The organism is Bacillus sp. N447-1, from assembly GCF_022701035.1.
GTDB classification, from domain to species: Bacteria; Bacillota; Bacilli; order Bacillales; family Bacillaceae_G; genus Bacillus_A; species Bacillus_A cereus.
Genome location: NZ_CP065509.1, coordinates 5,031,418 through 5,044,110, shown reverse-complemented (window position 1 = coordinate 5,044,110; position 12,693 = coordinate 5,031,418). Strand labels below are relative to the sequence as shown.

Below are 12,693 nucleotides of genomic sequence, written 5' to 3'. Positions count from 1 at the left end.
TATCTAAAACATTCACGATCGACCCATTTATCATTATAAAACAATAAATTACAAATATTAAATAATTTTAATAAAATAGTCAAAAAATTTACACATTTTATTATTTATCAAGTTTTTAACGAATTTACTATATACAAATTCTAAAACACGTCTACAATTTAAAAGACAAATATGTATGTTAAATATATAAATAGCAATTCCTTTACTCCAGTTATTAAGCTTTCCCATATAATTTAGCGGAATGTTACATCATCTTTATTTTAATATGTTTTATAGTAGACATTCTCTAGTTGACACAATCTAGTAGGTTAGCAATGGGAATATCAAAATATATTTATAATTATTTTCTGTTTAATAGCAAAAAACGAACACCCTCTCCCAATTAGATAAGGTGCTCGTTTTCATTTTTATCGGTAATTCTCAATTCAATTTAGCTTCTTTCCAATAAGTAAAGATTAAATTAACTTAAAAACAAAGCGTTTTAAATTTAATTCATAGATCTTACTGAAACTTGGAATTGCCCCTTAGAACCATCATCATTTGAAACGTAAATTTTATATGTTCCATTCGGTAATGGAGATAAAGCATTCCGTACATTTGTAACATTAATTTGTTGTTCTCCAGGTTTTATATAACCACCAACAATTAGCTCTGTATTTGGACCTTTTACACTATATCCCATTGTATTTTGACCATTATTTTTCATAGAGAAGCTTAAGTCAGTACTCCCATCATATACGAAAGAAGTTACAGCCTCACCACTATAATCCATTGTTTGGGTTAATAATAAGTCTGCAGAAACATGTTCAACTACATGAATTGGATCATTCGTTTTGTGTACTTCTTCAGCATAAGTATTATTCCCTAACACACCAAGTGTTAATGCTGAAACTACTCCACAACTAAGCACTAGTTTATTTAACTTCATTTTAAGTTCCCCCTTGATGTTTGTATTCTATTACCATCATACATCCTTTTTTAAGTGCGTTTTTATGTAATAATTCATATCTATAAACCTATATATATTAACTTTCCGCCTTAATAGTTATTGAGAAAGCCACATAGATAAAGCTACAATATTACACTTCATAAAAACATGTAAATTTTAAAGTCTTTTTCTAGCAACAGAAAAGGAACTGGGCTTGGTACTATGATTGCTTATAGTATTATTAGAGAATTAAACGGAGATATAGAAATAGAGAGTGAATTAGGTAAAGGGACACGCTTTTCTATTAGTATCCCTTGCTAATGTGATAACAATTTTCTGTTTAGTTAATTACATAAATGAATTTTAAGAATCCCGCTAGCTAGCTTACTTATTAATTATCTTAAATTCATATGCGTTAATTAAATATAATAAGGATCAGAGCTTATCTATTGTTACAGATACACTCTGATCCTTTAGTTTAACTACATTAAACGCACTTAATATTTATAACTTTTCTTACATCGTGATGAAATACTAGTTCATCGATTTTATCTCATTTACTGATTAGATTTGTTTAATGTAAATATAATATCTCGCGATACTTAATTTGTTATTATCATTAGGGACATTTCCTGCAGTTGTTTTTTCATTAAAGTACAGACCTTGTGCCATTCATTGAAAAAGACAACTCCCTTTTTACTACTTCACTTCCACCGTATAATTCCCTGTTCCACCACCATACTGATACACATGTAAATAATACTTCCCTGGATATGTGTAGTAACTACCTACTAGTTTATTCCCTTGTTGCTGAGCATACGTAACATAATTATTTAAATCTGCTGCAGAATAAAGTACCCAGTTCATTCCGATATTATTTTCATTCGTTACGTTAATTTGAAGGTTTTTAGCATTCTCCACATTAATTTCAAAGAAGTCACTTGTATCGCCATTTCCTAAACTAGCACGTAAAACTTGATTTAACTGCAGTTTGTTTGCTGTTTGGAATGAGTTATTCGGTTCTTTTTCTACACTGTTATCTTCTTTCTTTTGAACAGTTACAGTCGCTGTAGCAGTATTAGTTGCTCCTTTATCGTCTGTTACCGTTAATTTCGTCGTATACGTTCCTTCTTTTGTATATACGTGAGTTGGATTTTGCTCATTACTTACTGCTCCATCACCAAACTCCCATCTATACAAAGTAATTTTCCCGTCTTCATCTTTTGATCCGTCGCTTTTAAATGAAATTGCTTCATTTACATTTCCACTATACGGACCATTTATAACTGCAACTGGTGCTTTATTCTCTGCACCTTCTTCTGTATTAATACCGTGAAACACAACATCATATTCAAATTGTCCTGATGCATTCACGCGATAATTTACGAAGTATGCTGTTACTGTTTTATAGCCTGTCCATTCCTTTACACTTAAACGTTTTAACGTATCATTAACGTTTTGTGTAATTGTTTTCCAATCTTCGTATTCTCCTTTTGCTGCAGTTCCTGTATATGTTCCTTGTAGTGTGAATGTATTAAAGAACTGTGATTTATTTTTCTTCACTGATACATTTTTCAATTTTGCTTCCGCTGTTATTTCTGCTGCAATATCTGAAACTGGCTTCGATGCATGATTCGCTAAATAATCGTCTGATACTAATGGCACATTATACTTCTCACGATTATCAACTAGCATTTGCATATAGTCTTGATATTCTTTATTTAAATTCGCATCTTTACTTAATGTAGAGCGATATGCATCATATGCTGTTACATCATTTTTCCTAATAAGATCATGTATTTTATCGAACATATCATATCTCTTATTGTACATATACGATTGTAAAGCAAAGGAATAATTATAGAAATCCCACGTTCCATACTTTGCATTTAACGTTCGCTCTGCCGTATAACGCTCTGCTGGATTTGAAGATAATCCTCCTATAATACTCTTTCTCGGTACAACATTATCCGTTCTCGTTGCCCCTGCAAAAAATTCAGCATTTCCTTCTTCAAACCAAGATAATCTTTCATTTTCATATATTTTTCCTTGTCCCCATAATCCTGGTACTTCATATCTACCTTGTAAATAATGCGTGAACTCGTGCCGGAATAATTCTTCTAAACTATAAATACTTTCTTCTGGCGTACGCTCATAAGTAAAGAACGTACCTGTTCCTTCTATATAAAGACCACCGTTATTCGTTTCATAACCGTACAATTGACGATTAAATTGATATTCTGCTGGGCTATTATAAATAACCATCGTTAGTACATCATCAGGATTTCCATTTTCTAAAGGTTGATCACTTTCAACCGTACGATGGAATTGTGCCTTCACTTCTTTTGCCGCCCAATATAAACGTTTTACTTTTTCTTCTGTCACTTTATCTCCAGCTTTTAAAACAATTGCCCCATCATCAAACGTATACGTTTTTGGCAAATATTTTTTCTTTCCATCTTCTCTTATTTGATCTAAATTCACCACTTTACCATTTGCATCTTTTCCGCCATAATTCGTTGCGATTTGCTCAGCAGCTACGAAATATTGCTCCCCTAAATACGGATAAATTTTCATCGCATCTGTTACAACTTGTAACCCTTTCGTTCCTGTACTATGGAATGTACCAAGTCTACCTGTATAATAAATGCCATTATTAATAAGCCAACCGTTTTTTGCTGTAATCGTTCCCATTAATGCAAAACGACTTAGTTCATTAATATAACTATCTATTTTCTGATACCATACTGTATCTTTCGGAGCTTTCCTCGTATCGTACAAATACGATTGAATGTCGTAATCAACACCTTGCATAATATCGTAAATAGCATTTCCAGCTGAAAGATTATCTACTAATGTAGAAAAATTATCATTATATTGTTTGAAAATTTTTGCAGCTGATGTTATCGTTTCCACATCACTCGAAGCGTTTCCTATTAACTTTCCGTATGATGATACCACTCTATTTTGCTCTAATGTACCCAGCTTGAAATTTGAATTGTTAGCTATCGCTTTTAATGCAGGTAAGCATTTATCATGATAACTCCGTTCATTTAATTTACTAAGTTCCGAATTATAAAATCCTAAATAAAATCCTGAACGCAATACCTCCACTAATGTCTCAATCCCTTTTGAATCATCCTTCGTATAGGCTTGTCCTTGCTGCTTCAATTTATCAATAATCGCCTGCATCCTACTATCATTTTGATAGAATGCTAGACTGTCTGTATTAAACTGAAATAGCCCCGTAATTTGCTCCCAATCAATTGTTACAAGTAAATCTACTAACTGCTGATTGCTTAATTGATTTAATTCAGCAATTGTATAAGTTTTCGCTACAGCTAATTGCTTACTTTCTTTTTTCACCTCAGGTGGTCTTTGTGATAAATCGGCAAATTGTAACCTTTTCTCAAAAGACTTGCTTTCGAGCACTTTCGATGAATGAGCTAATTCTTGTACTGGTAGTTGTACACCGACTGGCTCCATTTTGAGCACATTTCGATAAGAAACTTGCTCTCCCTTAGTATCTTCTGCCAAACTGACCCCTTGAAAACTCCCTAACATTAAACTAGCAAAACTTACCCCTACTAACATGTTCTTTGAATAGCCTTTCATGCTCTCCCCTACCTTACATTTTTAGTGTCCCGCTCCATTATTTTACTATTTTCGCTTTTTGTCCTGTATTGAGAAAAAATAAGGTAACGTTCACACATGTATCCATTCCATGTAAAATTAACGCTTGACTTTCCGTGCATTTTATATCAAAAAAGATAGATAATAGCAAAATTTCTGCTACATCTATCCTCGTTTTCAACACTATGATTTTAACTTTATAAACGTAACTTCCGGTAATGTTTGCATATGCTGAATAAACTCATTCTTTTCTTCTGACGATATATTTTTCAGCTGCATTCCTACCTTATAAACAGTTTCTGTACCTTGCTGTGAAGCTTCCACCTCATATGAGAGTATTGGGATGCCTTTCACTTGTAGTGTTTCTAATATTTGTTGTATCGCTTCATGTTTATTTACAAACATTTGCACTGTTATATTTTGTGGAAATAGAAATTGCACCTTAAAAATACGACTTACAATTTCTAAACCAATTAAAACGAGAATCGTCGCTCCAATGCCTACTACATACATTCCCGCTCCAATTGCTAATCCTATACCGGCAGTAGCCCATAAACCAGCCGCGGTCGTTAATCCTTTCACCGCCTGCTTTTGAATAATAATTGTGCCTGCACCTAAAAAACCAACTCCACTAACGACTTGTGCTGCAATACGACTTGGGTCTAGAGACATATGCTCTTCAAACACAATATCTGAAAAGGCATATTTCGAAACAACCATTATTAACGCACTTCCTACCGCTACGAGGAAATGAGTCTTTAATCCAGCTTCTTTCGATCGAATTTCTCTTTCAATGCCAATCATTGCTCCTAACAAGCCAGCAACACCGATTCGTATAATAAAATCAAAATCTACACTCACGGGCACTTCCCCCTTTCATTCATTATAGATAGATAAAACAAAAAATATCACAAACATCCATTTATCAACATGAAGGAATACCACTAAAATACACTTAATACTCCGGTCGTTTTATGTTAATATTTAAAATATTAACATAAAATAAATAACTTCTAATTTTAAACCTTCACTAATTTTCTAAAAAATAAAAGGTGAATTACATGAAATTAGGTTGAGAAACTTCAGAAAACGCTTTCATTTTGTATCATAATTTTTTATAAATACTACATAAACAAAGGAGCTTACTAACAATGAACGTCTCGTTACTTACACCTACTACTGATTTACAAGAAGAATACTTAGATTTCTATAACGAATGGAAAGATAGCGGTGAAACAATGATCCCGTGGGTTATCTCAAAAAATCCTGCCAACTTCCCAGCTATGGTTCAAGAACTTCTCGATGCGCATAACGGAATAAATATCCCTGAAACTTGGGTACCAGACTCTACATATTGGCTTGTTACAGATGAAAATAAAATTGTGGGAGCTGTTAATATACGTCATAGTTTAACCGAACACTTATTTAACGCTGGCGGTCATATTGGTTATGGCATTCGCCCTTCTGAAAGAAGAAAAGGTTATGCTACGAAGTTACTAGCATTATCATTAGAAAAAACGAAGGAATTAGACATCACGAAAGTACTTGTCGTTTGCGACGCAGTGAATACCGCTTCTGAAAAAACGATTTTACATAACGGCGGGCTTCGTGATGATGATTTCACTGAGGAAGATGGGAATGTAGTAAGAAGATATTGGATTGAGCTATGAATGATCACAAATAAGCGAGAAAGTGATTATACACTTTCTCGCTTATTTTACACTGCTTCTATTTCAAACTGCACTGTAATACCACTTGGATCTACCACCACAAACCCATTTGTAGTTTCATTTATTTCATGTTGTTTTTCTATTAATCTTTCTTTCACTTCATCTAACGCTTCTTTATACGGTAGTACAATCGTATACACCTTTAGCCCAGTTGCATGTACTGGTGGGTGTGGATTGTTTACTCCGTTCCACGTATTTGCACCAATATGGTGATGATATCCCCCTGCTGAAATAAATAAGCAATCCTCTTCACGCTGTTGTACTTCAAAACCTACTGTTTCCACATAAAATTCATGTGATTTCTCTACATCAGCTATTCGTAAATGTACGTGCCCAACGACAGTATTAGCAGGCAAACCATCAAACTCATAATCAACGAATGTTGCCAATTCTTTTAAATCAAGTGGTGTACTTCCTCCTGGCCCTTCTCCCCATCGATCGCGCGGACGGTCTGCATAAATTTCAATACCATTCCCCTCTAAATCTTGCAAATAAAAAGCTTCGCTATATGTATGATCACTTGCACTATTAAACCTTGAAATTGGTAAAATTTCATTTGAATATGTATAACGCCCTTCTTGCTCAGCCGGGCTGTCAATTACATTCTTATTACGAAGAACCCCAAATAGCGCAGAAGCAAAAGCTTCACGAGTCGGAACTAAAAAGGCTACATGATATATACCAGTCGTACGCGGTTCTTGCAGTACCCCGTCCTCTAACTTTTCAAGAACAAGTAACGCATTCTTTCCACCTTTTCCAGATAAATATGCTTTATTCCCCTCTTGCTTAATTACCTCTAATCCTACAACATTCTCATAAAAAGCAATTTGACGCTCTAAATCTTTCACTTTAAATTCAACATGACCAATACGTGTTTTCGGATGAATTTTTACCATGAATAACTTCATCTCCTTATCCCTATATTTTCCCATTACATATAACCGTTACTATGAAGGATACAACTAAAATCATCCTATGTAAATAAGAAAAGTCAGAATTTACATACATTTTTATTTTCATAATAAAAAGCCACCTTTTCTAACTTTTAGAAAAGGTGGCTTTTTAACTCTTATCTCATTTTATGTACTTCAGCAACTAGCTTTCCACCCTGAATGCCCATATAAAGCTTCACAGGTGCATCATTCGTATTTTCAAATACTAAATCTAAGTATGGATATGCAATTGTAGCATCTCTTCCTTGTGGAACATAACCTACCGTTTTAGAATGTGTAGTTCTCTCCACCATTTTCAGACCAGCTTGATCTGCTGCATTGTATAAAGTTGAAGATGTTTGACAAACACCACCGCCATATCCATCTACTAATTTACCATCAACTATTTCTTTCCCTAATTGATATCCTTTATCTGGTGTTGTATCACCGATTAATGAATTAAAAGAGAAACGGTCTCCTTTTGCTAACACAACTCCATTTATGCTCGCTGCTGACAAACGAATATTCTCAATACGGCCACCTGTTGAACCACCTAAGTTCGTTTCATATCTACCAATTACCGTACCATTTCCTTGCGCATCACTTAATGTTGCGACTGGTTTTTTCTCCACGATCGGCAACTGATACGTAGCATCCCACATACCAACATTTAACAATTTATCTACTAATTCTTTTTCCATTAATTCATAAGAAGGTTTTCCTTCTTGCCAACTTCCATCAGGTGCTATACGTGAAGGAACCATTTTTTTGTCGACGCTTTTTCCAACCTCACCAACAACCTTTGTTACAGACTTTTTAAATTTCGCTTCATCTTCAAAATAGCCTAAACTAGATAAATCTAATTTTTTCACTTCAGTACCAGTTCGACCATCAACTAAACTAATAGTATCCTGCACTTCTGCTTTAGCCTCTACAGTATGCCCACCAATATCACTTACCAATGCAACATCACTTACTTTTGCACCACAGCCACTCATTATAGCTACACATAACACCCCAACCAATATACCCTTTACTTTACGGAACAATATACTCTCTCCCTTTCCCCAACATCACTATTATGTATTTATTTCATTTTCATGTATGTTTTGTTACAATCATTTTACAATATGTTTATAAAATGTTACAAGTTATTTTTCACTCTATATAAATTACTCTTTTCTTTTATAAATGTCTATACATATTTACATAAAAGTTTGAGTTTGATAGAATTGTAACTTTTATGTAAACTCTCTCTTTTATCCAGTATATACCATTAAGTAAAAGAAATACAAATCAAAAACCCTCAAGCTATTTTTTATAAAGTGAAACTGTAATCAGTGGGGGTTTTACGGGCATCCCGACCTTCTTTGTTTCTGCTGAATTTTGACATGGGGGTCTTATTGCCCAGCAAATAGCGGGATAAAGAGAAATCCCGTCAACATAAATAGGTATTTGCCGTGCCACCACTCCGCTTTTGCACATACATTATGGTGAATTCAACCTATTTTAAAGAAATGGAGGATGTTATTATGTATCCCTACAATCCATATGATCCATATAATCAATATGCGTACCAACAACCACAGTATGACTTACAAACACAATATCAATCTTATATAGATCAAGCAGAGCACACGAATCCATATGACCAAAATAGACAATTCCAACTTCCAATCTCTTTTCCTGGCACTGGAAATCGTCAATTAGAAAGACGCGTAAATGAGCTTGAACAAAGAGTTCGTCAACTAGAAAATACAGTTGAGCGCCATACACGTAGACTAAACCGCTTAAACCAACGTTTACGCACAGTAGAAAACAGACTAAACATTCCATTCGCAGCATTAGAAGACGGATTTTAATCGAGAAAATAAAGATTATATAAAGGAAGGGGCTTCCCCTTCCTTATATAAATTGACGAAAGTTTTTTCCATCTCTATACTGATAAGAGTTAATGAAATGAAACAAGGTGATAAATATGGATTTTGAAATAAATTATCTTTCCTTTTATGTTGTACAAGTAGAAGGAAAAGGTGAAGCAGTTGATAAACGCTACAAACATTTTCAAACTTTAGACGCTGAAGAATATGAAGATAGTTCCTTAAAAGAATTTTTGAATGGTGAGTTATTAAAAATATCGAAGCGAAAAGTAGAACGTCATGCAAAAACAGAACAAGCCCCAACAAAAATTGGTCGCTTTATTGTAGAAGAAGGGCACGAACTTGATTCAAACCCTCATTACAACCTTTTTAATCGTATTCGCTTTGCAGAAACAAAGGACAATTTTAAAGATATGAGCGAACCTCTCGTTTATACATATCTTGACACAAGCGCTGTACGCGGTGGTGTATTTTTAATTGCTCAGGCAAAACTACGCAAATACTTTGATGACCCATTCGTATTCGTAATGAAATGCGACTTCGAACCAAAGGTTGCTTCTATTTCTGATGAATCCACACTGATTCGTAACGTTGAAATGGCCATCACAACAAAGAATATGAAATCTATCCAATATCCGTACATGCCTGAAGAAGGTATGGTTGAAGTAGGCGAACTAAAAATACACCAAGCATCACATGCCCGCTACTTTGAAGACTTCTTAAAATTCGTCGAATATGAACGCTCTATGCCTGAAATTATGAAAACACAAGTAATGGACATGGTATACGACCAAATTGAAGATGTATTTGAAGAAGGTACGGAAGAACGCGAACAATTCGACCAAGCGATGGAAGTATGGGCTGCTAGTCCGAAGCGGGAAATTATGGAACAATTTTCAACCGAAGAAGTAATGGAAGCTACCGCTCAAATCGTCGAGCATGCTCCTGAAGTGGAATTAAAACTAAAAGCCGATCATATCTCTGTGAAGGCTTTGCTTGCTGATTTCGGGGATCAAATACATATTGCGAAGGTAAATGACCGATATGTACTTATGATTGAAGCAGACACACTTACATTTGAAAAAGGCTTCTCTCCGATTGAGTTTCTGAAGCCAGATGAGCTGCAGGATGTGATTGAGCGGATTGAGAATAAGCAGCAGTATTCATTTGATCCGAGCGGTATTGAATAAAATGAAACTTTAATCAGTGGGGTTTTGTTCATCCCCCACTAATTATTACCCTCACCAATCGGGCTGTTACGGGATAAATACTTCCATATAACTGTTGTTACTGGGCGCTTATAATAAGCGCTCTTTTGTTTATATTAAAAACCGATTCTACTAAGAATCGATTTTTCTGCTTTATAATAAAACATGTTTATTTTCAAATTTTTTTGATGCAAGATGACATTTGTTGCAGAATCAAATACATCCCTTCCTTGTTATACAAGCTTATTTCCATTAGAAATATCTACTTCAATATTTCTAGTTGACCAAGACCTTCTATAAGTTGTTAAGATGCAAATTTCACTTTACTACCTCAAATTTATTGTACTCGTAAAAAGATAATTGAAAACGATATTCCGGATGTTCTCTCACCCAATCGTAGGCTTCTTCTAAAATTTCCATTTTGTTTTGCAAGTCATTAAGTTCACTACATTCGTCCCTTTTCTGTTTGCACAGAGGGCAGAATCCATTCACTATTTCCGCACTCGTCGCCCTAATAGTTTTACTTTCTAAATCAACTACTAGACGAAGAATAACAGAATGCTCTTCTTTTGTAGTCACCTTCATTTCAGCAATCCGATCCTCATTCCAAAAGACACCGTTTAATTCCATCTTTACTGTGACATCTTTAATATCCAAGTCTACCACTATCACACCTCCCTTGTACAAAACTCAATCTTACTCTTCTATTTTAAACTTTAATACACCACAACTTAAAGAGATATTAAGTTTTTTCCAATTCTTCTTTACTATGAAAGAAAGTGTAGTTAATGCTAATTGTGTGGTAAATATTATCCCAAAAACTAAAACAGTTAAAATGTTAAAGATCGTTTCCATTAAACTACACTCTTTTCTTTATATATATTTTTATTTTATTAATACGGTTTAAAACTCTTATTACGTCTTAACAATCCCAAAGCAATTATAATGCACAATCACAACAACAAGTTGATGCCTATTTAATATCAATACGCTGTTATTACATGTATGTAGTTAGAGGGGGAGGAGAAATTCATTTAACCTCTGTATTCTCCTCCATCTCAGCCAAATACCTAATCTGCCGTTCCGCTTTTCTCACTGCTGTACGAAAATGTTTTTTCAGGAGTTCCACTGTATTTTCACTTATATAATATCTTTCCGTTATACTTTCCCACGTGTCACCACTTTCAAATGTACTCCATTCAAAAGGGCGTTCTGTATTTTTCTTTAGTTCTTTAAAAACCCATTTTCGCATCTTTTTTTTCGCTTTTTCTGTTAGTTTTCCGTTTTTTACAAGTTCAAGTTCACCATGTCTTTTGTATCGCTTATTGATATCTCTCTCGCTATATACTTTAAGAAGTATATTTGCTGTATTTTCAGCATCTGCTAAAGCACGGTGCTGTTTTCCTTCCCACGTTAAAGCGAGCTGTTCTACCGCAAAGTGTAAACTTGGCGTATGTTCAAACAATTCCTCATATGCTTGGAAAACAAATTTTTGCAAATCAATTCTATTTTCTTTTTCTATACTTGGGCATTCAACACCATATAATGTACAATCATGAGATAGAAAGCGATAATCTTCTTTTCCCCATGAAACAAATATAGAACCTTCGCCGATGAACTGAATAAATTTCTCTATAATTTGAGGGAATTTTTCTACACCCATTAAATCTTTTTTCGTAATACCGGTTAATTTTGTTGTATGACGAGTTAATCGTGCACTTGGTTTTACTAACTCCGAAAATTCTTCAATTATCTTCATTGTACCTATTTCTATTTTTACAGCTCCGATATCAACTATTTCTGATGGATCTTCTGATTTATACGGTCTGAAATTCCTTTCAATATCAAACACAATGAAATGTGTAGCATTTTTCAATTTATTTACCTCTTTCTAAATTCCTTTTCACACAAACACTTTATTTTCAGTATTTATTTATTCATGTACTTTATACAAAAATACTCCGAATAAATAAATGAAAATTCAGTCTTGTTATGATATGTAAGTAGGAGGACATCTATAAAAATGCAAAAAAAAAGAAGGGCGAGCCCTTCTTTTTTCAAAAATTACTTCTTGTTTACGTTAGTAGCTTGAGGTCCACGGTTACCTTGTTCTACTTCGAAAGTAACTTCTTGACCTTCTTCTAAAGTTTTGAAGCCTTCGCCTTGGATAGCTGAGAAATGAACGAATACGTCTTCTCCGCCTTCAACTTCGATGAAACCGAAACCTTTTTCTGAGTTAAACCATTTTACTTTACCGTTTTGCATGAAAAAAATCCTCCTACAATGTACCTATATGTACATATTCATTTTCAACCACCTTACAATAATAAGCCAGATATTAAAAAACTGCAACCCCTGAGGAGATTTAACATTGCTATCCTC

11 protein-coding genes and 1 pseudogene are annotated in these 12,693 nt (G+C 34.2%); 4 read left to right on the top strand and 8 right to left on the bottom strand.

Features of this window, described 5'->3' with window-relative positions; genetic code table 11:
• Positions 1–487: 487 nt before the first annotated feature.
• On the bottom strand, positions 488–928 hold the full coding sequence (locus IQ781_RS25805; protein WP_000773522.1) for a hypothetical protein: 441 nt from the start codon (positions 926–928) through the stop codon (positions 488–490).
• Positions 929–1,123: 195 nt separating this feature from the next.
• Here IQ781_RS25805 and IQ781_RS25800 point away from each other — a divergent pair.
• Positions 1,124–1,249: pseudogene (locus tag IQ781_RS25800) on the top strand (ATP-binding protein); the annotation flags it as partial.
• 378 nt (positions 1,250–1,627) lie between these two features.
• Here the strand turns inward: IQ781_RS25800 and colA are convergent.
• Together colA and IQ781_RS25790 are read right to left on the bottom strand one after the other, a co-directional pair.
• Entirely contained in the window at positions 1,628–4,543 is a 2,916-nt protein-coding gene (gene colA, locus IQ781_RS25795; protein ID WP_072770238.1) for a collagenase ColA, read from the bottom strand.
• Between the two features lie 201 nt (positions 4,544–4,744).
• Positions 4,745–5,422, bottom strand: coding sequence for an MgtC/SapB family protein (locus IQ781_RS25790; RefSeq protein WP_000109719.1), 678 nt, complete (start codon positions 5,420–5,422; stop codon positions 4,745–4,747).
• Between the two features lie 290 nt (positions 5,423–5,712).
• Here IQ781_RS25790 and IQ781_RS25785 point away from each other — a divergent pair, with 290 nt between their 5' ends.
• Positions 5,713–6,231: a GNAT family N-acetyltransferase gene (locus IQ781_RS25785; RefSeq protein ID WP_001103118.1), complete on the top strand. Its 519-nt coding sequence runs from the start codon at positions 5,713–5,715 to the stop codon at positions 6,229–6,231.
• Positions 6,232–6,278: 47 nt separating this feature from the next.
• Here the strand turns inward: IQ781_RS25785 and IQ781_RS25780 are convergent, their stop codons facing one another.
• Both IQ781_RS25780 and IQ781_RS25775 read right to left on the bottom strand, forming a co-directional pair.
• The gene (locus IQ781_RS25780; protein WP_139256967.1) at positions 6,279–7,223 is read right to left on the bottom strand and encodes a VOC family protein; all 945 of its coding nucleotides are present in this window, start codon (positions 7,221–7,223) and stop codon (positions 6,279–6,281) included.
• Between the two features lie 137 nt (positions 7,224–7,360).
• A complete protein-coding gene (locus IQ781_RS25775; protein WP_000488973.1) occupies positions 7,361–8,272 on the bottom strand; it encodes a VanW family protein in 912 nt (303 codons plus the stop codon).
• Between the two features lie 483 nt (positions 8,273–8,755).
• On the opposite strand from IQ781_RS25775, the gene IQ781_RS25770 reads away from it, so the two are divergent.
• Complete coding sequence (locus tag IQ781_RS25770) at positions 8,756–9,085, top strand: hypothetical protein (protein WP_000283715.1); 330 nt, start codon at positions 8,756–8,758, stop codon at positions 9,083–9,085.
• A gap of 116 nt (positions 9,086–9,201) precedes the next feature.
• The gene (locus IQ781_RS25765) at positions 9,202–10,293 is read left to right on the top strand and encodes a DUF3900 domain-containing protein (RefSeq protein ID WP_000345034.1); all 1,092 of its coding nucleotides are present in this window, start codon (positions 9,202–9,204) and stop codon (positions 10,291–10,293) included.
• Between the two features lie 336 nt (positions 10,294–10,629).
• Here the strand turns inward: IQ781_RS25765 and IQ781_RS25760 are convergent, their stop codons facing one another.
• The 3 genes from IQ781_RS25760 to cspB form a co-directional block, all read right to left on the bottom strand.
• On the bottom strand, positions 10,630–10,977 hold the full coding sequence (locus IQ781_RS25760; protein WP_000227983.1) for a hypothetical protein: 348 nt from the start codon (positions 10,975–10,977) through the stop codon (positions 10,630–10,632).
• 364 nt (positions 10,978–11,341) lie between these two features.
• The gene (locus tag IQ781_RS25755) at positions 11,342–12,187 is read right to left on the bottom strand and encodes an exonuclease (protein ID WP_065211554.1); all 846 of its coding nucleotides are present in this window, start codon (positions 12,185–12,187) and stop codon (positions 11,342–11,344) included.
• Positions 12,188–12,375: 188 nt separating this feature from the next.
• A complete protein-coding gene (gene cspB / locus IQ781_RS25750) occupies positions 12,376–12,576 on the bottom strand; it encodes a cold shock-like protein CspB (RefSeq protein ID WP_001179150.1) in 201 nt (66 codons plus the stop codon).
• Positions 12,577–12,693: the final 117 nt, after the last annotated feature.